Raw genomic sequence first — 22383 nt, forward strand, 5'->3', positions numbered from 1 at the left:
TAATCACTAAAAAAGGGCATGTAACATGCCCTTTTTTATTTAAACTGCAAACTTAATGCGCTTGATGCTTACCCTCAAGAATCTCTTCTATAAACTTAGCATTAAACGCGTCTAAATCTGCAGGACTGCGACTAGTCACTAAGCCTTGATCAACACACACCTCTTGGTCGACCCAGTTAGCACCGGCATTAATTAAATCACTTTTAATACTGGGATATGAGGTGACCTTTTTGTCTCTGAGCTTGTTAATCTCTGCGAGTAACCACGGCGCATGGCAAATAGCGGCAACAGGTTTGTTTCTCTTTGCTCCAAAAAAACCATCTACAAATGCCTTAGCATCCGAGTCTTGGCGTAAGCTATCAGGATTAAACAAGCCACCAGGCAGTAAAAGCGCATCGTAATCACCGGAATTTGCATTGGCTGCTAATTTATCAACAGCAACTTTTTCACCCCACTTGTCTTCATCCCATGCGGTGATCTGCCCTTCTTTAATAGAAACAACATCTATATCGGCGCCCGCCTCAAGTAATGCAGCCTGTGGCGAGAGTAACTCGCTTTGCTCAAATCCATCGGTGGCTAAAATGGCAATTTTTTTACCTTTTAAACGATTACTGTTATGTAAGTTACTCATTAAATACTCCTTATTTCATTCAATACATAACAGTATTTGCATATCACATACCAAACATAACACGCTGAATATAATAAGATTTTATAAAAGGTAATAAACAAGTAATGTAAATTATTTACAATGGTTGCAGATACTACAGGCAAAGGTAATAATGCAAAGAGCCTGTAAGCTACGTAGTAGCTTTTGGGGGAAAAGCGAACTTACAGGCACTAAAGTTATACATTAAAGGCGCTCTTTTAACGCTTTTGCTGGTTTAAATACGGCTTTATTAGCCCCTTGTATTTCAATCGCTGCACCAGTTTGTGGATTACGACCAGTACGCGCTGGGTAGTAACTAAGTGCAAAAGTACCAAAGCCTGAAATTTGTACCTGATCGCCTTCAGACAGCGACTTTGTAATCACTTTTTGTAAGCTGGTTAACGCAGCTTGTGCGTCTTTTTTTGTTAATTCACTCGCATCCGCAATAGCTGCAACCAATTCTGCTTTATTCATTTTTTGCTCCTAAATACACGCCTAGGCTTAAACCTATTAACGTGGCAATACAATGATGTAAAAATAAAAGCAGGCAGGCTAAGGGTTGCAAGGGGGTAAGTCAACCTTAACCGGAAGCCAAGTGCCTTAGTAAGACTCATTGGGTTTAAATATAATCAGCTTGACTGTTTTATAGTCATAAAGATGACTTAATCGTTTGCTAAGGTGAAATAAAAATCACCGTGAGCAAACGTGAACGCTAATCAATACCGCTGGTTTGAATTTACCTTTATTTTTATCATTCTGCCTTTAATTGGCTTTAATATTCGCCAATATTTATCTAACTGGCTTATTCCAGCACTGATCATCCTCATGAGTGTGTGCTGTATGTTATTATTAAACGACAGCCACTTTAAACGTTTTAGATTAACTAGCTTGGGGCAGTTTTCTGCTGTGAAGCGCCGCATGTTTAGCTTTTTCTTTATTGGCGCGTTATTTTCGGGGGTATTTTACAACTTACTTTACCAAGGACACTGGTTTACTTTACCTCGTGAAAATCTCACAGACTGGCTAATGCTATTACTGCTCTACCCTTTATTGTCGGTGATCCCACAAGAATTAATATTTAGAACCTACTTTTTTCATCGTTATAAGCGCATTATGCCCAGTAAATGGCTACGCATTATTGTCAGTGCGAGTGTATTTTCACTGGCACATATTGTTTACGCTAATTGGGTTGCAGTAAGTTTAGCATTTATAGGCGGATTACTATTTGCTTATACCTACGCACAAAGCCGATCAACCTTTGCCTGTGTTCTTGAGCACAGCTTATGGGGCATATGGATGTTTACCCTAGGGATGGGTGACTATTTAGACTCTGGCGCACTGAATTAACAAACAGCAATAAAAAAGCCGCGACAGGCGCGGCTTATTTAGATTTAGTTTAAATTAAAAACCAAAAATACTGATATCAAAAAACTTCGTTGCAACGGTATTTACAAAAATGATTAATAATATCGCTGGAATAAAGGTTTGCAGTGAAAAGTTAACGTACTTTTCCATAAAGCTATTAGCATAATTAGGAGAGCCTTGTCTTAGCTCTTCGCTTAAGCGAACTTTTTTCCACTTATACATTACAAACAAACACACCATTAAACCATTTAAAGGCAATATTGTGTCGTAAAATACGTCATAAACAACATCAAAAAAGCTCTTATTACCACTACCGTAGCTAGTAAAAGTAGTTAGGCTGTCAATCATACCAAACGACATAATACACAAAATAGTTAATATACCGGTTGATAAAGTGAGTATGCCCAGCGCTTTTTTACGGCTAATGCCTTTACGATCGCTTAGTGTTGCTGTTGGTACTTCAACAATAGATACCAGTGATGTGATAGCAGCAAAAAATACCAATAAGAAGAAAATAAATGCCACGGCTGATGCGCCAAAATAGCCAATATCATTTTGTAACGCTAATAAAATTTTTGGAAGGTAGACAAAAATCATTGAAACTGACGAGTCAGATAACTTAGCCGGATCGGTATTTGGGTCAAAGCTAAAAATAGCCGGTAACACCATTAAGCCTGCTACAAACGCAACCAGTGAGTCGGTAATAGCGACCATTTTAGCACTGCCTACAATGTCATCTTTTTTCGAGATATAAGATGCATAGGTAATTAAAATACCCATACCTAACGACAATGAGAAAAACGCTTGGCTCAATGCGCCATTCAGCACGCTGGCATTCATTTTACTAAAATCAGGAATAATGTAGTACTTAACACCGGCCATGGCGTTATCAAGAGTGAGTACGTAACCCACCAATATAATAAGCATGACAAATAAAGCTGGCATTAAAAATTTAGCTGCTTTTTCTATGCCGTCTTTTACGCCACCGACCAAAATTAGGTTAACAATAACTACTACCAGCGCCATATAACCAAACACGGTATAGCTATTTATAAACTCACCAAAGTGTCCAGGGTTTGCCAGCATATCTAAATTACCCAGCGCGGTTTGGCTCAAGTAACCAAAAATCCACACCGTGATCACCATATAAAAAACAGCAATCATAAATGGCGTTAATACCGCTAAAAAGCCAGCAAATTTCCATTTTTTGTCGTTATTAGCTAATTTTTTGTATGCACCTAGCGGGTCTTTTTGTGCATGACGACCCATGGCCATTTCGGCCATCATTACAGGTAAACAAATGAATGCGACAAACAAAGCATAGACGAGCAAAAATGCACCACCGCCATTCTTAGTCGCAGAAACTGGAAAGCCTACTAAGTTACCAATACCCACAGCAGAGCCTGCCGCTGCCAATATAAATCCTAAGCGGGAGCTAAAGTGCTCTCTATTTTCACTCATGTAATAACCTTGTTATTATTTATCTTATCCAAGGGACTCTACCAGTGTTACGCAACGCTTTTCAAGCAATTACCGTGTAAAAAAACATTCTTGCTGTAAACATCGCCATAAACACTTTTAATTCACCATTTATCAACGCTATGCTAGTATGCAGTTAATTAAATTTAACAAGTTTTGAGAGTATTTATATGTTGTATATGATTTATTCAACAGACGTCCAAAATAGTTTAGAGTACCGTAAAGCGGCTCGCCCAGCTCATTTAGCGCGTTTGCAAACGCTAGAAGACGAAGGCAGACTATTAACCGCAGGCCCACTTCCAGCCATCGATAGTGAAGACCCTCAAGATGCAGGCTTTACGGGTTCTTTAGTGATTGCTCAATTTAATTCTTTAGAAGACGCCAGAGAATGGGCGGCAGATGATCCTTATGTTGCCGGTGGCGTATATGAAAACTCTATTGTTAAACCATTTAAAAAAGTGTTCCCTGCTTAATTAAACTGTGACCACCCTGTTTAACTGCAACCAGCAATTCAGGGTTTGTTCACTCATTTTTAATTAAACTTTGCTTAATAAAAACTTAAATACACCGCAAGGTATTAAAGTTTTAGTGGCTTAGTTTTTAAGCTAAGCAGGTCTGTTCTAGGAGTTCCGTAATGCGTGTATTATTAATACTCAATTTAATCGCGGTAGTGTGTTTTGCTAATTTTGCCCACGCAAACAATACCAAAAGCAAAACCGATAAAGTTGAGGTAAGCAAAAAAAAAGCAGTAATACTTGCAAAACAAACTACAGACGGTACAACGTTAAAGATTTCTGAAGAAACACTTTTTTTTACTGTACGAATTTTAAAAGCTGACGGCCACGTCGTCGATTTGAAAATAAACAAGAAAACTGGCGAAGTGAAAAAGGATTAACCAATGCGAATTTTAGTAATAGAAGATGATTTACATTTGGCAGACAACCTGCGCAATGCATTAGAAAAAGAGCGTTACAGTGTTGATTTATGTCACGACGGTGAAGCTGGCCTTTTTCACATCACTGAATACCCTTTAGATATGGCTGTAGTTGATTTAGGCCTACCTAAAATAGACGGTATTGAACTAATAAACAAAGCACGCGCCCAAGGGGTGACTATTCCTATTTTGATCTTAACCGCGCGCGATCGCTGGCAAGACAAAGTAGAAGGCTTAGATGCCGGTGCTGACGACTACCTAACTAAACCATTTCACGTTGAAGAACTGATTGCTCGTTGTAATGCGCTTATTCGTCGCAGTGCAGGTAAAGCAAATCCAGAAATGACAGCTGGCCCTATTAAAATTCATACACGTTCACAACAAGTATGGGTAAACGATAAAGAGCTGAGCTTAACTGCGTATGAGTACAAAGTACTCGAATACTTAATGGTTAACCCACAAAAAGTAATTTCAAAGTCTGAGCTTACAGAGCATATTTACGACCAAGACTTTGATCTTGATTCGAACGTCATTGAAGTGTTTGTACTACGTTTGCGTAAAAAACTCGACCCAGACGGCGTGCTTAACCCAGTAGAAACACTGCGTGGGCGTGGTTACAGGCTTAAAAGCCAGTGGTAGGACCGCAAGTTTCGTTAAAAATAAGGCAAGGATTTATCCTTGTCTTTGTTTTGTTAGTCGCCCTACCCATTTTGTTTTACTCCATAGGTAAAGCGTATTATGCGTCACTTGTTGATGCCACCGAAAAAAATCTCGAAGCACACCTGTATTCACTTATTTCCGAAGTTGATTTTACCGAGCGCGGCATTATTATGCCCAGCTCTATATTAACCCCCGAACTCAACAATCTAAACTCAGACACCTACGCCATGATATACCGTGACGACGTGCCTATTTGGCATTCTGAGTCGGCGGTTAACGTTAACTTTGTTCCCCAATATATAGAGCCCAAAGCAGGCGCTGCCGACTTTAGACGTGTGGTGTATAACAACACTGCCTATTGGCAATTAAGTTTAACGGTAATACTGAATAATATTGACCAATCAGAGCAAGCACGCTTTATTTTATTAAAACGTAACGACGCCCTACTGCGTTTAATGGACGGCTTTAAACAGACCCTAGTTGATTGGATGTTTATAATGGGAATTGCCATTGCAGGATTAATGGCCATTGGTTTTATTTGGAGTGCACGGCCTCTGCAGCGTTTAGATAAAGAAATAAAAGCCATTGAATCAGGCGATATTCAAGAAATTAAAGGCTTATACCCCGTTGAACTGCAAACGATTAAAGCCGACCTAAATTTACTATTAGAGTCGCAGCAACGCCAAAAAGAGCGATACCGCGCCTCTCTTAGCGATTTAGCCCATGCACTTAAAACGCCATTAGCGGTATTAAAATCAAGCCCACTCGCTAACGATGCAGATGCACAAGAACAACTCGACAGAATTAATGTGATGATCGAGCACCAATTAAAACGTGCCGCCACGGGTGCTTCCGATACATGGAAAAAACAAACCCCCATCAAGCTGGTTATCGATTCTATCTTAAGCGCAATGAGTAAAGTTTACCGCGATAAAGACATTATATTTAACTGCCAAGTGAGCGATAAAGATTACTTTTTAGGTGATAAAACCGATTTAATGGAGTTATTAGGCAACTTAATAGATAATGCCTGTAAAGCCTGTCGCTCCCAAGTCAGTATTAACGTTTCACAAGCTAAAACGCTCAATATAAGCATTTGTGATGACGGCCCAGGCATTAAGCCAGATAAGCGCGAATCGTTATTACAACGCGGTACGCGCCTAGATACCTACGAAAGCGGCCACGGTGTTGGCATGGCTATAGTATCTGACTTGGTTAAGTCGTATCACGGACTGTTAACTATATCTCAGTCGCAACGTTTAGGCGGTGCAAAATTTATTCTCGAGTTTAATTACCATGAAAAAAAGTAACTACATCCTTTGTTTTAGCTTAAGCCTTTTATTGTTTTGGGCGCAGCAAAGTATGGCTGCAGCGCAAGAGTGTACATTGCAAAACAATGCCCTACCCGAGCAAATTAAAGATTACACACAATGTTTAGATGCCAAATTAAATAAAGTGCAACAGCAACAAAATAGCTGGATCCAAAAGCGTACTTTTGAACTGGCCGAATTAGAAAGTGAAACTGGTAACACCTACATTCTATCATTGTTTAAGCAAAGTCTTAACGCCAAAGACAAGTACATTCAAAAAAGTTGCCAGTGGCGTTATATGTTAAAACAGCCTAATTCACCAGAAGCTGTAGTAACTTATAAAGAGTGTGAAATAGCAATGATAGAGCAATTCATTCAGCAGCTTAAAATGGGGCTTTAACCAGCTCCTAATTAAACATTATGTGTTGAAGCTTGCTAATTTAGTGGTTAGTGTTTTGGAAGTGCAGCCTTAAAGGCTGCATTTTTGTATTTATATAGTTTGCAGTGTGACTACTCTGACCATACCGCAAATTCATTTCCATTTGGGTCGCTAAAGTGAAATCGTCTACCACCTGGAAATGAAAATGTAGGCTTAATTATTTTGCCTCCAGCTTGCTCAATTTTATTTTGAGTCGCTTCAAGGTCATTACTGTATAACACAATTAACGGGCTTCCGTTTTTAGTAGCAACAACCAAGTCAGATTTAAAGAAACCACCATCAACCCCTTGTGCGACAAAGCTACAGTATTCTGGGCCATAATCTACAAATGACCAGCCAAACACGTCACTAAAAAAGGCCTTAGTAGCTGCAATATTTTGTGCAGGAATCTCAATATAGTTAATTTTATTATTTTGAGTCATTTTAGTTTTTTGTCCTTATTCTTGTTTATATTATTTGCGATTTGAACTGGTAATAAATAAAGATAGAAGCAAAAGCATAAACAACTGATAAACTTTGATAAGAATGCGCTTAGGCACTACATATAATTAATACTGAATAAAACCCACTTATAAAGCATTTGAAGGTACAAAATTAAGGGCTGATTTAATATTAATTATCGTTATTCATACGTTTCTTTTGTTTATTTTTACTAGATCGCACAAACCATTCCGTTAAGGATATGAAAAAAAAGAACATAAACAATCCGCCGCACCAAGTTGCAAACACCCAAATTGACGGTTTGAGTTCATACCAGCCTTGAATATTGAACGTGGCAAAGTAAAACATCACTAACGAAATAAATGGCAGTATAAACAAAGAGTAAAAAGCTCCCGAAACAGCATGCAGTAATATTTTCTCACGAATACTTGAGCTATTAGATCCCAAATTCACAATTCCAAAAACACATTGTGTAGCGATAAACAGGCAACAAACCTGTAAAAAGGTCCAGCCTAAAGCTGCTAGAATAGCAACTAACTGAATGTATATTCCCTCACTCATTTTAATAAAATCCTATTAACGAATACTGCTTTTAGCAAAACATGTAGAAACTTTACTCTTTTGTTCAATATTTATTCTAAAATATTACTTTCAGACACAAACTCTATCAATCATTCTCGCCAATAAACTAGTGCTGTCATTTTTATCTTTTAAAAAGTTTTATAGTTTAATTTCCTTGATTAACTTTAGTGGTATCAGTGTCGTTTTAAGTTACCAGAACAAGTGCGGAAATTTAATTACTTCTAACCATACTATGTTTAAATATTGCCATAGTGGTCTGAGGCTTAAGTGGAATTAATTCAGCTTCTTAAAAAATTAGGAACGATCTTGCTACCATTCTGATGATTTTTTTCTTAGCATCATACTTTCAACCGTTGCGATGAGAACAAAAGCAAACCCAGCGCCCGATAAAAAATAAGTCGAGTTTTCAAGACAGACTGCCACGTATACTTGCACCAACAATATTACAATATCGATCCTGATAACTGTTGCTCTATTTCTTTTTAACTTAACTAAGATGAAGTAAAGGTAACACCATCTAAAAAAAGATAGAAACATAAAAAACAAAACTAATATCACTCTTCATCTCCATTGAAACAGAACTATCTGTACTAAAATTTGATTTGCATCAAAAACGATCATGGGGACAGTTGCTGTTTGTAGTGTCTTGGCGCACTGCATAGAAAGCTTAATAAATATTGTTTAAGTCTATAAAATATCAACACCTTTAAAGGGTGTTTTCTATTTTGTGCTTTAAAATGGGTGTCTACATTACTTTTATTGAATAATAAGCTCGTGGGCTAAAATCCGAGCGAAGCGAGTCAACCCACGTGTTAACGGCCAGCGACCAAAGGGAGCCCCAACAGCGTTTTGTTAGCTGCCCAGCTGCGTGATATGCAACAGTTCACCCACTGGCCCTAATAAATAAAAGACCTTACCCCAAGCTTCATGTCTGATTGGGGTAATCTTTGTTTTGTGTTCGGATTTAGAGCATAACTCATACGCTTCATAGATGTTTGAAACGCAGATTTGCAACATAAAATTTTTGGCCAAATCTTCATTGTAAAAGCGCTGCAAAAAGAAAAGACAATCACCGTTTTCAAAAAGTGTGAGATCATCGGTTACGTATTCTGATTTGAATCCAATTTCCGAGTAGAAAGACTTTGAAATTTCGAAATCCTTACTTGGGATAAATGTTTTTATATCTATTACATCCATGATTCTTTCCAAAAGCAGCTAACAATTTTATACTGCGCGATTCGTGTATATCTCTACCAAAGCAGCATTCATTTTTTGTTATATAGTTTTAACAAATTCGCTAACATATTACTATCATTAAGTTTTTATTATTTTAAAGCGTAATTAATTAGCACTCTGTTCCCGCTTGGCTCATTTTCCTGAATATAGAGGCGCACTCCGCTTATTCACTTAGTCCATAAAACGTTTTGACAAAACCACGCAAAAACCACAAACTACCTACCAGTAGATTGATTTAGCTAAAGTGATTTAAAATGCATAAACCTGTGGTTATTATTGGTGGTGGCTTAGCGGGCTTATATGCTGCTTACAACCTTAAAAAACGTGATATACCGTTTTTATTATTAGAGGCCAAAGCCAGTTTGGGCGGTAGAATTGCGTCTCATTATTTACCGACCAACAACACTATTGGCCACGATTTAGGCCCAACATGGATATTTCCGCACCAACCTAATATTCAACAATTAGTTGCTGTTTTAAACATCCCAGTGTTTGAGCAATACAACCAAGGCGATGTGCTGTATCAAGCATCACAAACCGCTCCTGCACAGCAAATTGCAGGGGCTGGCGAAATGCAGTTATTTAGAATACAAAACGGTATGGACGAGCTTATCAATGCGCTTTATCAGCAGCTTGAGCCAAAAACCGTTAAATTAGAGCACGCTGTTAGCGAAGTAAAAAAGCTCTCCGATGGCTGGCATATAAGCGCTAATTATCAAGGGAGTAGGCAGCACTATACTTGCGATCAGTTACTGTTGGCATTAGCGCCTAGAATGATCAGTCAACATTTAGCCCCGCATTTATGGGCCGATAATGTTTTAACACAGCGTTTAGCGTCGGTGCCTACATGGATGGCTGGCCAAGCAAAGTTTATTGCCACTTTTGAGCACGCTTTTTGGCGAGATAAAAATTTATCGGGACAATGTTTTAGCCGAGTAGGCCCATTGGTAGAAGTTCATGATGCGTCAGCAAGTGGGCATTCTCACCCTGCTTTGTTTGGCTTTATTGGCGTGCCTTACTTGCAGCGCAGTAAAGTGACCAGAGAACAATTAACTCAGGCTTGCCTTGAACAGCTCAGCTATTTTTACGGTGAGCAAGCCTATACAGCGACGAGCTGCATTATAAAGGATTGGGCTGAGGATGAATTTATTGCCAACAAAGATGACCAAATGGGTGTTTCGCAGCATCCAGAATTCAATTTTTCAGGGCTTAGTGAGCAGCTCAAACAGTTACAAGTGTATTTTGTAGGGAGTGAGTTTGCAAAGCATGAGGCAGGCTATTTAGAGGGGGCTATAAACGCTGTAGATAGCGCCTTAGCTAATTTAATGGATGCTTAGCTTTTTAAAAGGCGTGCTATGTAGGCACGCCTTTGTAAGGTATTAGTCTTCTGATTTGATAACGGTTTCTTCACCTGTGCCAAGCATAGTAGCTAACCAACGCCCTTCATCACTGGCTTCTAGCGCTATTTTTACAATCATGGTTAACGGCACCGATAACAACATACCTACAGAGCCTAATAACCAGCCCCAAAATATTAACGATAAAAACACCACTAAGGTAGAAAGCCCAAGGCCTTTGCCCATGTATTTTGGCTCTACAATATTACCCATAACGGTATTAATGGTTAAATAACCCGCGCCGACGAGCCCTGCCACTAATGGGCCTTGCGTAATAAGCGCCAGTAACAGTGCAGGCACAGCCGCAATGATTGAACCAATGTTAGGAATGTAATTAAGCATAAATGCCAATACGCCCCATAGTACAAAATAATCAACATCGAGTATCCACAGGTAAAAACCAGCAATTACACCAGTGGCTAAACTCACTAAGGTTTTAATAGCTAAATAAGAGTTAATAGAGTCTAAAAAACGGTCAATTTGCTTGATTTTGCTGTCGGGATCGTCCAGTGCTAAATGAATTTTTTTTCCAAGTATCGGCCCTTCAAACAGCATAAAAACAACCGTTAAAATAATTAAAAACATATTGGCCATTACGCTACCTAAACCCGTTAGCATATTGGTGGCAACATCAACCATTTTGCCAGGGTCAAACATAGACAAAATTTGTTCTTTATTAATTAAGATATTGTATTGCGAGGCCACATCAACCAACCATACAAATTCTTCTTTTAATTGTGCTTTATATTCAGGTAACTGTTTTGAAAAATCGTTAACCGACTGCCCTACTAAACCGCCTAAGCTAACGCCTAAGCCCATAATAATAAGCACTACAAGCACTACCGCTATGCCTTTTGGAATACGGTAACGAGCAAAAAAGTTAATAAGTGGGCTACAAATTATGGCTATAAATGCTGCCAAAATAAACGGAATAACAATAGCGCTTGCGGCTTTAATACCCGCTAGCACAATGACCAAAGCGGCAAAAATTATTAAGCTTTTATTTACCCCAGTTAAACTTGCCAATACTCTTATCCTATTACTGTTATTTGGCTTTAGTGTAAGGCAAAAGCTAATAGAATGAAATGTTTAAGGGTGATCATAAAAATTATTGGTACGTATAAATTTGCAAATCGTTGAGCTGGAGAGTATAAATTTTAAACATCCTGCTTTATTTATAATTTTGGAGTTGCAATGCATATATTTTTTACTGGCGCCACAGGCTTAATTGGTAGGCACCTTTGCCCTTTCTTGTTGCACCACCACGATGTTACTGTACTGAGCAGAAACCCAACCAAAGCAAAAGTATTGTTAGGGCACCAGATAAATGCAGTTGATAGCCTTGAAGATGTTGATTTTAATACCGTTGACGTTGTTATTAACTTAGCCGGTGAGCCTATTGTAAATAAACGTTGGAGCGACAAACAAAAGGCAGTCATTCGCGATAGCCGAATCATTGTTACGCAAGCGATTAGTGATGCTATTAAGCAGTGCCATACCCCACCACATACCTTTATATCTGGCAGTGCAATTGGTTATTATGGTCGACAAGGCGACACTCTGGTTGATGAAAACAATACAGAGCCTCATGATGAATTTAGCCACCAACTGTGCAAAGATTGGGAGCAAGCAGCTTTAAAGGCTGAGTCTGACGAAACTCGAGTATGCTTATTACGTACCGGTATTGTATTGGCTAAAAAAGGCGGCGCGCTTGGTAAAATGTTACCAGCATTTAAGCTTTGCGTAGGTGGTCCAATTGGCAATGGTGAGCAAGGTATGTCGTGGATCCATATAGATGACATGGTTCAGCTCATTTTATTTTTAATTCGCAATAAAGAAATATCAGGAGCTGTTAATGCCACAGCTCCTGAGCCCCTAAGCAATAAGCAGTTTAGCCAATCACTCGCAAAAGCATTGTCACGCCCTGCGTTTATGCCTATGCCTGCTGGGGTGCTTAATATATTAATGGGTGAAATGGCCGACTTACTTACTACCGGCCAGTATGTGGTACCTAAAAAAGCATTAGACCATAACTATCGTTTTCACTTTACTAAAATTGACGTTGCATTAGAAAGTTTAGTCTAGCTACTGGCCTTAACGGATTAAGTTTGTAGTAGGGGGTAAAAGTTAATACTTTTTACCCTCTTGCTATTTTTGTGTTACTACCTAATACTTATAGCTGTATAAACGCCTTCAACTAGCTAAAAGAGCCCCTTAAACATGCTTCATTTACCTACATTAATTAGCCTCTGTTTTATTCTTAACTTGTTTATTGCTGTATTCTTTTTTTCTGTTTATAGATACAAAAAACAACCTTGCTATTTATTTTTTGCTACCGCCTGTTGCTCGTTTATTACCGCAATAGCACTAATTGGTTTAAGAGATTTTATTGAGTTTCCATTATTAACCCACTTTTTTGCTTACGTTTTTATTATTTTAAGTCCACTACTCGTTATTTTAGGGTTAATACCACAAAGCCAAGCACCCGCGATAAAATTAACACCTTTATACTATACTTGTGCCATGTGCTGTACGCTTTTACTTGCAGTGTACCTTATAGATGCAGGGCAAATTATTACCAGCATTATTACTGCTGTATTATTTAGTTACGCTGCGTATTTAATGATTAAAACTCCAAGTGTTGCAGTAGTCCAACAACGCTTACTCGTTGCCTGTTTTACAATCCACAGTGTGGTGATGCTGTTGCAAGTTGTACTCCTTGTTTTGCTCTACTCAAGCCAAATCAGTCAAGCCAGCTTAGCTTTTGGATTACAGCTGTTATTGGTAACGCATTTATTTTTAACTACCGCTACTGCGCTAATTTTACCGTTTATTACGTTTGCTAATGCTGAGTCTAGACTGATCAATCTAGCGAATCACGATCCGTTAACGCAGCTTTTAAACAGGCGTGGATTTTTCCGTTTATGTAAAAAAATAACTAAAAACGCGCCTCTTAACAGCAGAGTATCGTTGATCATGCTCGATATAGACCTATTTAAACAAGTGAACGACCAATACGGCCATGAAACTGGCGATGAAGCGATAAAGTGGATTGCACAACATATTAACGAATTGTTTTTTGAGCTTGGAGTTACTGCTCGGATTGGTGGAGAAGAGTTTGCTATTTTTCTTAATCAACAGAACTTAGCGCAAGCTAGGCTGTTAGCTCAAAAGCTTTGCAGTAGTATTAATGAATACCCGTTTTATTTTAATGGTAATAGCATTGCACTGTCTGTAAGTGCTGGAATAAGTAGCATGTTAGTGCGCGAGCTAAATATGCAAGCACTGTTGTTACAAGCCGACAAACGCCTTTATCTTGCCAAAGAAACAGGCCGAAATAAAGTGGTCACCCATGATGAAAAAAGCTTATTAACCAAAGCTCCCACTGCCATCATTTAATTTAGCCATAAAAAAACGGCATCATAGTTGATGCCGCTTGATACGTTTACAAATTATATAATTACTTACTTATCCAAGGCGTTACTTTAACAACCTCGTTAATATCAGCTAATACGGTTGTATTTTCTTCCCAGCTATCGGTTACTTCAAAATAACACACTGACTTTTCGCACGTTATGCGCTCATCATCAAATTGCTTAGGAGTTTTAAAGGTAACAACCACGCCTTTTTGTTCAGGTAATAAAAACCACATTAGTTTGCTAACAAAAAAGCCAGATAGGTCTGTTAATAGCTCTTCAAGCTCATTATTAATAACCAATAACGATTGCTTTGATAACGCCAGTCCATCTAGTTCCTTAGCTTCTATTTGTAGCTTTAACTGACAGTCGTGAACCGGGTTTTTTGGCTGAACTACAATCACCGCTTTGTCGGTATCTAGCTGTTTATCGAACGGTAATAGCAATTGCGCTTTGTCGGTATAATTAAGCGGGTACTCATTTTTTTCAGTTAAAATAGTACCGTTTTTAATACTACAAACTTCGTTAGTACCAATATCGCTAATATAAAAGTTTACGCGGGCGTACTGAAAGTCCCCTTTGTTTACCACTTTTAAACGGTCGTAAAAACCGTCATACGACATCACAAATTCTTTAGCAACGGCACTACTAGCTGCTACTGCTAAAAAGCTGGCTGTAACTAATTTTAATAACGGCTTATTCATTAAAGTACGCTCGGTTTTGATTAATCATGGTATTAAGCTCTTCAATGTACGCTTCACCACGTTCAGAGTAAGACATTAAACCATACGTTAATTTAGTCGCTAAAATTGGTTTTTGTTGTGCGCGTAAGTCTTCGCGGATAGTACGTAGCTCTTTGTAAGCATTGTGGGTATTAATATTTTTAAAATAAGAGCTTACTGCTGCACGTACCGATTTGAATGCAGCCACTTCATGCTCGGCTTCACTATTACGTCTTCTTGGTACCATGCCACAGCCTTTTTTGTAGCACCATTGGCCAAAAAAGTTTAAGCCGATTCGTGCAAAACGTGAAGTGCCCCATGCAGACTCATTGGCTGCCTGCATTAAGGCCATCTCTTTAGGAATGATGTCTACTCGGCGCAGTGCTTGGCTTAAGGTGATGGTATCTAACGTTTCAGGTAATCCGTACGACTTAAGTATTTTTTTTATGTCGCCCGCTTGTTTTTTACTAAGCGGTTCACTGTGCTCTATCATCATGCGTGCAATTTCAAGGTTTGCACGTTGCTGTAAAATCTTTTTGTTTTCGGCTTCTACATGAGGCTTAATAAAGTTAAAAAACGCATGTTTTTTCTCTTTCACATCAGTGAATTCTGAGAACTTTGGCAACTTAACGTTGTGCAATGGTTTTTCTTTTTTCTTCTCTTTTTTAATGTCGTTAGAGCTGGTTTGCTCGTCTGATACTAGTTCATCAGCATCAATAAACGGAAGGGTCAACGCCCAAATAACAATGGCGGCTAACAACAACTGAAAAATAGTTTTTAACATGTATTATCTCAATTTAACTCTAAGTTATGTATGGTGTAGTCACATACATACGAAACATCATTATACCTAAGCCACTTTATAAACGCGAATACTGAACAACCGAATAAAATTCATACACCTATTGCTTACAATTTATAATATACTAAGTGCTAAAACCGAAGACGAATTGATAGGTTGAGACATGGATAAACAGTGGCAAAATAGAATAATTGAACAATATAAGCACCGCCCTAACGATAACCGCTCTCCTTGGCAAATCGACCGCTCACGAATCATTCATGCTGCTGCATTTAGGCGCCTTCAAGCTAAAACCCAAATAATGGGTATTGGCTTAAACGACTTTTACCGTACACGCCTTACCCATTCATTAGAAGTCTCGCAAATAGGCACCGGCATATTACGCTATTTAAAGGTCCAACATCCAAGCTTTGAACATTTTCCATCTACTGGATTGCTCGAAACCTTATGTTTAGCCCACGATATAGGCCATCCACCGTTTGGGCATGGTGGCGAAATTGCACTTAACTATATGATGCGTGATCATGGTGGTTTTGAGGGTAACGCACAAACACTGCGCATTGTGGCAAAGCTAGAGCCCTATAGTAACGGCTACGGCATGAACTTAACTAGACGCACCTTGTTAGGATTTATTAAGTACCCAGCTTTTATTGATAACCTTTGGCATAACACCCCACAAGAAAATAAACAGCGTGCGTTTATAAAAGCCGATGACTGGCGACCAGCCAAAGGTATTTACAATGACGATGCCGCGATATTTAATTGGATTATTGAGCCTCTTAGCGCAAGTGATAAAGCGTTATTATCTAGCCAAGAACACGCAGATGCTTATCGCGCTAAAACCCTTTATAAATCACTCGACAGTGCCATTATGGAACTGGCTGATGACATTGCTTATGCAGTTCACGACCTTGAAGATGCCATAGCGACGGATGTGCTCAGTTTAGACGATTGGCTAACCCATGCATTGCCGCATTTACAAGCACTTGACTATGACTGGTTAAACACTTTGCTGGAGTCACTCTCCAAGCGGTTATTTTCAAAGTATGAACATGAGCGAAAAGACGCCATAGGCGAACTGGTGAATACCTTTATTATTCATATTCATTTAGATACCCAAAACGATGAATTTGAGTGCCCTATTTTAAAGCACACCGCAAAATTAGATCAGCAATACGAAAATGTGCTACAGATCCTCAAACACTTTGTATTTCAGCGTTTAATACGCGACCCACAAATGCAGCAAATAGAATTTAAAGGGCAAAACCTACTCATAGAATTATTTACTGCGTTTGCCAGCGATCCGCTGCGCTTATTACCCGAAACCACGCAGGCACTGTACCTTGAAGCTGAAAAACACAATCAAGGTATGCGTATTATTTGTGACTATTTAAGCGGTATGAGCGACGAATACGCTTATAAAACCTATCAACGGTTGTTCTCCCCCATACAATAAGTTAGCTAATCTGAACTCAGGTTAGTCAACATAAAAAAGCCGAGTCACTTACGTAACTCGGCTTTTCGTTAGTTTATAAAATCACACTACAGTGATTTAATGCCCATGTTGTAAAGTGTAAAACCGTACATGTCGGCATAAAGGTCAATAATTTTACTGGTTGGTGTACCGGCACCATGGCCTGCATTGGTTTCAATACGAATAAGTGTAGGGTTAGTACCTGCTTGATTCGCTTGAAGCTCAGCTGCAAATTTAAATGAATGCGACGGTACAACGCGGTCATCATGATCGCCTGTAGTGATCATAGTCGCCGGATATTCAACCCCTGCTTTTACGTTATGAATTGGCGAGTAGCCTTTTAAGTAATCAAACATTTCTTTACTTTGGTCGCTAGTACCGTAATCGTATGCCCAACCAGCGCCAGCTGTAAATGTATGATAACGAAGCATATCCAATACGCCTACCGCAGGTAACGCAACTTGAAACAAGTCAGGTCGCTGGGTCATTACAGCACCCACTAATAACCCACCGTTTGAACCACCACGCAGTGCTAAGCGCTTTTTAGAGGTGTATTTTTTATCTTGTAAGTATTCAGCTGCAGCAATAAAGTCGTCAAATACGTTTTGCTTTTGCAATTGTGTACCTGCTTTATGCCACTCTTTACCGTATTCACCACCACCACGAATATTAGCAACTGCGTATACGCCGCCTTGCTCAAGCCAAGCTGCTGTTGTAGAGCTAAAGCGAGGTGTTAAGCTTATATTAAAGCCACCATAGCCATATAAAATAGTTGGGTTGCTGCCATCTAATTTAATATCACTTTTATAAGTGATAATCATCGGTACTTTAGTGCCATCTTTAGAGGTATAAAATACTTGCTCAGAGGTATAGTTATCGCTATTAAAATCTATCCCTGACTTACGGTATACTTTTGACTCACCGCTTTGCACGTCAAAGCTGTAAGTTGTACCTGGCGTTTTGTAGTTAGTAAATGAATAATAAAGCGTAGTTTGCTCTTGTTTACCGCCAAAGCCACTCGCCGTACCGACGCCTGGTAAACTAATTTCGCGGATCAATTCGCCTTGTTTGTTGTACTGTTTCACTTTAGAAATAGCATCAACCATGTAGTTGGCAAAAAACGTATTACCGCCAAGGGTTACATTAAGTACGTTTTCAGTTTCTGGGATAAAATCTTGCCAGTTTTCAGGCTGTGGATTGCTTGCATCAACCGTCACTACTTTTTTATTTGGTGCATTTAAGTTAGTAACCAAAAATAGCTTGCTGCCTTCGTTGTCAATTACGCTGGTATCAGAGTCGGTATTACCCACTACAGTCACAAATTCGCTATCTGGCTTGGTTAAATCTTTAATAAATAACTTATTACCAGAGGTTGATACGCTGGCACTAATAAACAAGAAACGACCATCTTTGGTTGCTTTAGCGCCCACATAGCGGTGCTTTTGTTCTGCTGTATCGCCAAATACTAAAGTATCTTCGCCTTGATCTTGACCTAACTTATGGTAATACACTTTATGTTGATCAGTTTTTGCAGAAAGCTCACTGCCCTCTGGCTTATCGTAGCTTGAATAGTAAAAACCGTCATTTGCTAGCCAGCTAACGCCACTAAATTTAACATCAACTAGTGCTTGTTCTACCTGCTCTTTGGTTTCAGTGTCTATAACAATGATTTTACGCCAATCACTACCACCTTCTGAAATTTGGTACGCTAACAATGAACCATCTTCTGAAAATGATAAACCCGACATTGAAGTGGTGCCATCTTCACTAAAAGTATTAGGATCTAAGAATACTTCAGCTTCACCGCCGTCTTTGCTGCGGTATAAAACGTACTGGTTTTGCAGGCCATCATTTTTATAAAAATAAGTGTAATCACCTTCAGTAAACGGCGCGCTGATTTTTTCGTAGTTCATGAGTTTTTCAAGGCGCTGTTTGAGTGTGTCTCTGTAAGGCACTTGCTCTAAATACGAAAAGGTAAGCTTGTTTTGAGTTTTAACCCATTGAGCCGTTTCATCACTCATATCATCTTCTAACCAGCGATACGGATCAGCCACGGTTTCACCAAAGTAAGTGTCAACCACAGCGCCTTTTTTAGTTTCAGGGTAATCTAGTGAGTTAACTGCTTTCATAGCTGTTTTTACTTCATTTTGAGTAGTGTTTTCTGCAGGTTGTGAACAACCCGCAAGTGCGATTACAACCGCACATGTCAGTGTTTTTTTAAGCATTGCTTTACCGTTATTTTATTTATAGTCAGTCTAAACTATTAACTTTTACCGCTTTTGTCTATCAACTTGCGTTAAACGTCATTTATCACTGTTAACCTGCACCTAGTTGCGCTTAAATAGATGAACAACTTTTAAACACTAACAGGTTGAGTAATGACAGAAACTGAATCTTTTACCAGCTTTAAACGCTTTTATCCTTACTATCTAAAAGAGCATCGTAATAAAACTTGTCGCAGGCTGCATTTTATTGGCAGTAGTTTAGTGTTGCTCTTTACCGGCTATGCGTTTATTAGCTCACAATTCGTATTGTTATGGTTATTACCGCTGATCGGTTATGGCTTTGCATGGGTTGGGCATTTCTTTTTTGAAAAAAACCGCCCTGCCACATTTAAGCACCCGTTTTACAGTTTATGGGGCGATTGGGTCATGTTTAAAGATATGCTGATTGGCAAAATCAAATGGTAAATGGCTACTTACGCTATCGCTATAATAAACGCCTCTGCTTACTGGCTGTAAATAAATTGTAGATTGAATGTAATTCAATTGACCTCGATTGTAGAAATGGTCTACCTTGACAACAGTAATTTCAATTAGTTCATTAATTTAAAAATATTAAATTGAAACCACCTGTAGAGCATCGAATGAGGGAAATTAGTTATGCAACTTACACCGCTATTTACAGCAAAAAAAACCATCACTTTAAGTATCGCCGCTGCACTTGTTGGCTCATGGACGGTTAATGCCGCTGAGCAAGAGACTCAGGCGCAAGAAAACATTGAACAAATTAGTGTTATTGGCTCTCGCCGACTAGGCCGCACAGTTGAAGATAGCCCAGTGCCTATTGATATTATCAGTAATGATGCCTTAAAAAGTTCAGGGCAAACAGAAACCAATGCATTATTAAGTACGTTATTACCAAGTTTTAATTTCCCCCAACCATCAATTACCGATGGCAGCGACCACGTACGCCCAGCTCAACTGCGTGGCTTAGCCCCTGATCACACCTTGGTACTCGTAAATGGTAAACGTCGCCACAGTAACGCGCTACTAAATTTAAACGGCTCAACGGGTCGTGGCTCGTCATCAGTTGATTTAAACGCTATTCCTGCAAACGCGATTGAACGCATTGAAGTATTACGCGACGGCGCCGCAGCTCAATATGGCTCAGACGCTATTGCCGGGGTGATTAATATCGTCCTTAAAAGCAATAGCAATGGCGGTAGTTTGGGTGCCGTATATGGTGCAAATATTACCGATATGGACGGTGTAGCGCAGTTACAATCGGTCTCTGAGGACGCAAATGGTGACTTAGCTTTTACTGAGGGCAGCGACCGCTCGCTTACCGACGGCCAAACCTTAACTCTGCAAGGTAATATGGGGTTTGAATTAGGCGATAACGGCTTTTTGAGTATTTCTAGTGAATATCGCGATCGCAGCTCTACCAACAGCTCTGATTATGATCAACGCGAAAACTACGCTCGTTTACCTGATGGCTCTCTCGACCCACGCGAATTCACATGGGATCGTTACAACCATAACTTTGGCAACGGCACTGTTGAAGACTTTGCGCTGTTTTACAATGCCGGTTATCAATTAACTAACTATGCTGAGCTCTACTCGTTTGGCTCTTACAGCAAGCGTGAAGGCGAAGGCGGTGGTTTTTATCGTCGCGCCCAAGACAGCCGTAACGTTACAGAAATATATCCTGATGGCTTTTTGCCGGTGATCACCTCAGACATTGATGACTTTTCATTTGCTTTAGGTGTGAAAGGCTTTGCTAATGAATGGAACTACGATGCTTCTGCTGTATACGGCCAAGATGCCTTTAACTTTGGTGTTATTAATAGTTTAAACACTTCATATGGGCCAAGTAGCCAAACTAGTTTTGATGCAGGCACGCTAACTTACGATCAGCTGACTATTAATCTTGATTTTAGCCGTGAGATTGATGCTGACTTTTTAGCCAGCGGAATTAACGTGGCAGTGGGCGCTGAGTATCGCCGCGAAGGGTATGAAATTCAAGCAGGTGAAGAAGCCTCTTATACGCGTGGTAATTTTGGCCCAGGTGGTGCCGTGACCGATCCGGTTAATGGCCCATTCGGCTCTGCAGGTTCACAAGTGTTCCCGGGGTTCACACCTGAATCTGCGGGTGACAACAGCCGCCACAATGTTAGCCTTTACGTTGACTTAGAAGCCTTTATTACAGATAACTGGAATGTTGCCGTAGCCGCGCGTTACGAAGACTACTCTGATTTTGGCGACACGCTTAATGGTAAAATTGCCACCCGCTATACACTTACAGAAGACTTAGCACTACGCGGCTCTGTATCAACCGGCTTTAGAGCGCCCTCTTTACAACAGCAATACTTTACCTCGGTAGCGACTGTATTTGTAGATGGCGAACCTACACAAACAGGTACCTTTGCGCCAAGCAGCGATGTTGCCGTTGCATTGGGTTCACCAGGTTTAGACGCAGAAGAAGCTACTAACTACGGGGTAGGCTTTACGTGGTCAACCGACTTCAACTTCAGCTTATCGGTGGATTACTACCAAATATTAATTGATGACCGTATTGTGTTATCAAATAACTTATCGGGCGCAGGCGTTGCAAGCTTACTTGAGGGCACCGGCGCTAACCAAGGTCGATTTTTCTTAAACGCGATTGATAGCAAAACCCGTGGCGTTGACGTCGTCGCTTCTTATAATTTAATCACCGACAACTACGGTGATGTAGCTTTTAACTTAGGTTACAACTACGGTAAAAACCAAGTCACCGATATTATTGACCCACCAGCACAATTACAAAATGTTGGGGTTGAGCAAGATAATTTGTTCTCGGGTAACGAGCTACGTCGTTTTGAAGTGAGCACACCGCGTAATAAATACAACCTTAGCGCAACATGGACACTTAACGAATGGCGCACCACACTTCGTAGTACTCGCTACGGTGAAACACAAGACCCGTCTGAAAATCCAGAGCGTAACGAAGTGTTAGAACCTAAATGGATCACCGATTTAGATGTGGCGTATGCACTTAATAATAACCTTACTCTGAGCTTAGGCGCTAATAATGTGTTTGATGTATACCCAGATCCAACTCGAGAGCTGGTGAGCGATGTAACCACTTTCTCTCGCTTGTTCTCGTACTCGGGCTTTTCACCATTTGGTTTTAATGGCCGTTATGTATACGGCAAAATTGAAATGAAGTTTTAAGCTGTAGCTTAAACCAAAAAGCCACACTAAATAGTGTGG

General features: G+C 39.6%; 22 protein-coding genes. 12 read left to right on the top strand and 10 right to left on the bottom strand.

Translation table 11 applies throughout. The annotated features are described in order from the left end of the window. Window positions 1-52: 52 nt before the first annotated feature. Together CWB75_RS01860 and CWB75_RS01865 are read right to left on the bottom strand one after the other, a co-directional pair. Window positions 53-631: a type 1 glutamine amidotransferase domain-containing protein gene (locus tag CWB75_RS01860; protein ID WP_138569741.1), complete on the bottom strand. Its 579-nt coding sequence runs from the start codon at window positions 629-631 to the stop codon at window positions 53-55. Between the two features lie 222 nt (window positions 632-853). Next, the gene (locus tag CWB75_RS01865; protein ID WP_010390237.1) at window positions 854-1123 is read right to left on the bottom strand and encodes an HU family DNA-binding protein; all 270 of its coding nucleotides are present in this window, start codon (window positions 1121-1123) and stop codon (window positions 854-856) included. 231 nt (window positions 1124-1354) lie between these two features. Between CWB75_RS01865 and CWB75_RS01870 the strand changes: the two genes are divergently transcribed. Continuing rightward, window positions 1355-1996: a CPBP family intramembrane glutamic endopeptidase gene (locus CWB75_RS01870; RefSeq protein WP_138569742.1), complete on the top strand. Its 642-nt coding sequence runs from the start codon at window positions 1355-1357 to the stop codon at window positions 1994-1996. A 54-nt stretch (window positions 1997-2050) separates the two neighbouring features. Here CWB75_RS01870 and CWB75_RS01875 read toward each other — a convergent pair whose 3' ends face one another. After that, a complete protein-coding gene (locus CWB75_RS01875; protein WP_010390240.1) occupies window positions 2051-3475 on the bottom strand; it encodes a sodium-dependent transporter in 1425 nt (474 codons plus the stop codon). A gap of 188 nt (window positions 3476-3663) precedes the next feature. On the opposite strand from CWB75_RS01875, the gene CWB75_RS01880 reads away from it, so the two are divergent. The 5 genes from CWB75_RS01880 to CWB75_RS01900 all read left to right on the top strand — a co-directional run bounded on the left by CWB75_RS01880 (window position 3664) and on the right by CWB75_RS01900 (window position 6797). Beyond that, window positions 3664-3966: a YciI family protein gene (locus tag CWB75_RS01880; RefSeq protein WP_138569743.1), complete on the top strand. Its 303-nt coding sequence runs from the start codon at window positions 3664-3666 to the stop codon at window positions 3964-3966. A 161-nt stretch (window positions 3967-4127) separates the two neighbouring features. After that, a complete protein-coding gene (locus CWB75_RS01885; protein WP_138569744.1) occupies window positions 4128-4388 on the top strand; it encodes a PepSY domain-containing protein in 261 nt (86 codons plus the stop codon). A gap of 3 nt (window positions 4389-4391) precedes the next feature. Continuing rightward, entirely contained in the window at window positions 4392-5066 is a 675-nt protein-coding gene (locus CWB75_RS01890; protein ID WP_010390247.1) for a response regulator transcription factor, read from the top strand. Further along, entirely contained in the window at window positions 5060-6397 is a 1338-nt protein-coding gene (locus tag CWB75_RS01895; protein WP_138569745.1) for an ATP-binding protein, read from the top strand. Before CWB75_RS01890 ends, CWB75_RS01895 begins: the two co-directional genes overlap by 7 nt. Continuing rightward, window positions 6384-6797, top strand: coding sequence for a DUF1311 domain-containing protein (locus tag CWB75_RS01900; protein WP_138569746.1), 414 nt, complete (start codon window positions 6384-6386; stop codon window positions 6795-6797). Before CWB75_RS01895 ends, CWB75_RS01900 begins: the two co-directional genes overlap by 14 nt. A 110-nt stretch (window positions 6798-6907) precedes the next feature. On the opposite strand, the gene CWB75_RS01905 is transcribed toward CWB75_RS01900, so the two are convergent. The 3 genes from CWB75_RS01905 to CWB75_RS01915 form a co-directional block, all read right to left on the bottom strand. Continuing rightward, window positions 6908-7258 carry a VOC family protein gene (locus CWB75_RS01905; protein ID WP_076918595.1) on the bottom strand — a complete coding sequence of 117 codons (351 nt, stop codon included), beginning with the start codon at window positions 7256-7258 and terminating at the stop codon, window positions 6908-6910. 190 nt (window positions 7259-7448) lie between these two features. After that, the gene (locus CWB75_RS01910) at window positions 7449-7838 is read right to left on the bottom strand and encodes a hypothetical protein (RefSeq protein WP_138569747.1); all 390 of its coding nucleotides are present in this window, start codon (window positions 7836-7838) and stop codon (window positions 7449-7451) included. 873 nt (window positions 7839-8711) lie between these two features. Further along, window positions 8712-9056: a VOC family protein gene (locus CWB75_RS01915; protein WP_076918593.1), complete on the bottom strand. Its 345-nt coding sequence runs from the start codon at window positions 9054-9056 to the stop codon at window positions 8712-8714. A gap of 293 nt (window positions 9057-9349) precedes the next feature. Between CWB75_RS01915 and CWB75_RS01920 the strand changes: the two genes are divergently transcribed. Then, on the top strand, window positions 9350-10432 hold the full coding sequence (locus CWB75_RS01920; protein WP_138569748.1) for a flavin monoamine oxidase family protein: 1083 nt from the start codon (window positions 9350-9352) through the stop codon (window positions 10430-10432). 42 nt (window positions 10433-10474) lie between these two features. Here CWB75_RS01920 and CWB75_RS01925 read toward each other — a convergent pair whose 3' ends face one another. Then, the gene (locus CWB75_RS01925) at window positions 10475-11518 is read right to left on the bottom strand and encodes an AI-2E family transporter (RefSeq protein ID WP_010390257.1); all 1044 of its coding nucleotides are present in this window, start codon (window positions 11516-11518) and stop codon (window positions 10475-10477) included. A gap of 168 nt (window positions 11519-11686) precedes the next feature. On the opposite strand from CWB75_RS01925, the gene CWB75_RS01930 reads away from it, so the two are divergent. Both CWB75_RS01930 and CWB75_RS01935 read left to right on the top strand, forming a co-directional pair. Beyond that, window positions 11687-12577: a TIGR01777 family oxidoreductase gene (locus CWB75_RS01930; RefSeq protein ID WP_138569749.1), complete on the top strand. Its 891-nt coding sequence runs from the start codon at window positions 11687-11689 to the stop codon at window positions 12575-12577. Window positions 12578-12712: 135 nt separating this feature from the next. Next, window positions 12713-13891: a GGDEF domain-containing protein gene (locus CWB75_RS01935; RefSeq protein ID WP_138569750.1), complete on the top strand. Its 1179-nt coding sequence runs from the start codon at window positions 12713-12715 to the stop codon at window positions 13889-13891. A gap of 61 nt (window positions 13892-13952) precedes the next feature. Here the strand turns inward: CWB75_RS01935 and CWB75_RS01940 are convergent, their stop codons facing one another. Both CWB75_RS01940 and CWB75_RS01945 read right to left on the bottom strand, forming a co-directional pair. Further along, window positions 13953-14612 carry a DUF2987 domain-containing protein gene (locus CWB75_RS01940; protein WP_010390261.1) on the bottom strand — a complete coding sequence of 220 codons (660 nt, stop codon included), beginning with the start codon at window positions 14610-14612 and terminating at the stop codon, window positions 13953-13955. Further along, the gene (locus CWB75_RS01945; RefSeq protein WP_010390263.1) at window positions 14605-15414 is read right to left on the bottom strand and encodes a glucosaminidase domain-containing protein; all 810 of its coding nucleotides are present in this window, start codon (window positions 15412-15414) and stop codon (window positions 14605-14607) included. Before CWB75_RS01945 ends, CWB75_RS01940 begins: the two co-directional genes overlap by 8 nt. A 181-nt stretch (window positions 15415-15595) precedes the next feature. Here CWB75_RS01945 and CWB75_RS01950 point away from each other — a divergent pair, with 181 nt between their 5' ends. Further along, window positions 15596-16888, top strand: a complete 1293-nt coding sequence (locus CWB75_RS01950; RefSeq protein ID WP_138569751.1) for an anti-phage deoxyguanosine triphosphatase — start codon at window positions 15596-15598, stop codon at window positions 16886-16888. A gap of 86 nt (window positions 16889-16974) precedes the next feature. Here CWB75_RS01950 and CWB75_RS01955 read toward each other — a convergent pair whose 3' ends face one another. Further along, window positions 16975-19131 carry a prolyl oligopeptidase family serine peptidase gene (locus tag CWB75_RS01955; protein ID WP_138569752.1) on the bottom strand — a complete coding sequence of 719 codons (2157 nt, stop codon included), beginning with the start codon at window positions 19129-19131 and terminating at the stop codon, window positions 16975-16977. A gap of 153 nt (window positions 19132-19284) precedes the next feature. On the opposite strand from CWB75_RS01955, the gene CWB75_RS01960 reads away from it, so the two are divergent. Together CWB75_RS01960 and CWB75_RS01965 are read left to right on the top strand one after the other, a co-directional pair. After that, window positions 19285-19596, top strand: coding sequence for an Mpo1-like protein (locus CWB75_RS01960; protein ID WP_138569753.1), 312 nt, complete (start codon window positions 19285-19287; stop codon window positions 19594-19596). Between the two features lie 192 nt (window positions 19597-19788). Beyond that, window positions 19789-22344, top strand: a complete 2556-nt coding sequence (locus CWB75_RS01965; RefSeq protein WP_138569754.1) for a TonB-dependent receptor plug domain-containing protein — start codon at window positions 19789-19791, stop codon at window positions 22342-22344. Window positions 22345-22383 lie beyond the last annotated feature (39 nt).

The organism is Pseudoalteromonas sp. S1608 (assembly GCF_005887265.1).
Classification (GTDB): Bacteria; Pseudomonadota; Gammaproteobacteria; order Enterobacterales; family Alteromonadaceae; genus Pseudoalteromonas; species Pseudoalteromonas undina.

Bases quoted from the DNA above. Each gene is read 5' to 3' on its own strand.
- CWB75_RS01860 (WP_138569741.1), bottom strand. From the start codon at position 631: ATGAGTAACTTACATAACAGTAATCGTTTAAAAGGTAAAAAAATTGCC.
- CWB75_RS01865 (WP_010390237.1), bottom strand. From the start codon at position 1,123: ATGAATAAAGCAGAATTGGTTGCAGCTATTGCGGATGCGAGTGAATTA.
- CWB75_RS01875 (WP_010390240.1), bottom strand. From the start codon at position 3,475: ATGAGTGAAAATAGAGAGCACTTTAGCTCCCGCTTAGGATTTATATTG.
- CWB75_RS01880 (WP_138569743.1), top strand. From the start codon at position 3,664: ATGTTGTATATGATTTATTCAACAGACGTCCAAAATAGTTTAGAGTAC.
- CWB75_RS01885 (WP_138569744.1), top strand. From the start codon at position 4,128: ATGCGTGTATTATTAATACTCAATTTAATCGCGGTAGTGTGTTTTGCT.
- CWB75_RS01890 (WP_010390247.1), top strand. From the start codon at position 4,392: ATGCGAATTTTAGTAATAGAAGATGATTTACATTTGGCAGACAACCTG.
- CWB75_RS01900 (WP_138569746.1), top strand. From the start codon at position 6,384: ATGAAAAAAAGTAACTACATCCTTTGTTTTAGCTTAAGCCTTTTATTG.
- CWB75_RS01905 (WP_076918595.1), bottom strand. From the start codon at position 7,258: ATGACTCAAAATAATAAAATTAACTATATTGAGATTCCTGCACAAAAT.
- CWB75_RS01910 (WP_138569747.1), bottom strand. From the start codon at position 7,838: ATGAGTGAGGGAATATACATTCAGTTAGTTGCTATTCTAGCAGCTTTA.
- CWB75_RS01915 (WP_076918593.1), bottom strand. From the start codon at position 9,056: ATGGATGTAATAGATATAAAAACATTTATCCCAAGTAAGGATTTCGAA.
- CWB75_RS01920 (WP_138569748.1), top strand. From the start codon at position 9,350: ATGCATAAACCTGTGGTTATTATTGGTGGTGGCTTAGCGGGCTTATAT.
- CWB75_RS01930 (WP_138569749.1), top strand. From the start codon at position 11,687: ATGCATATATTTTTTACTGGCGCCACAGGCTTAATTGGTAGGCACCTT.
- CWB75_RS01935 (WP_138569750.1), top strand. From the start codon at position 12,713: ATGCTTCATTTACCTACATTAATTAGCCTCTGTTTTATTCTTAACTTG.
- CWB75_RS01940 (WP_010390261.1), bottom strand. From the start codon at position 14,612: ATGAATAAGCCGTTATTAAAATTAGTTACAGCCAGCTTTTTAGCAGTA.
- CWB75_RS01945 (WP_010390263.1), bottom strand. From the start codon at position 15,414: ATGTTAAAAACTATTTTTCAGTTGTTGTTAGCCGCCATTGTTATTTGG.
- CWB75_RS01950 (WP_138569751.1), top strand. From the start codon at position 15,596: ATGGATAAACAGTGGCAAAATAGAATAATTGAACAATATAAGCACCGC.
- CWB75_RS01955 (WP_138569752.1), bottom strand. From the start codon at position 19,131: ATGCTTAAAAAAACACTGACATGTGCGGTTGTAATCGCACTTGCGGGT.
- CWB75_RS01960 (WP_138569753.1), top strand. From the start codon at position 19,285: ATGACAGAAACTGAATCTTTTACCAGCTTTAAACGCTTTTATCCTTAC.
- CWB75_RS01965 (WP_138569754.1), top strand. From the start codon at position 19,789: ATGCAACTTACACCGCTATTTACAGCAAAAAAAACCATCACTTTAAGT.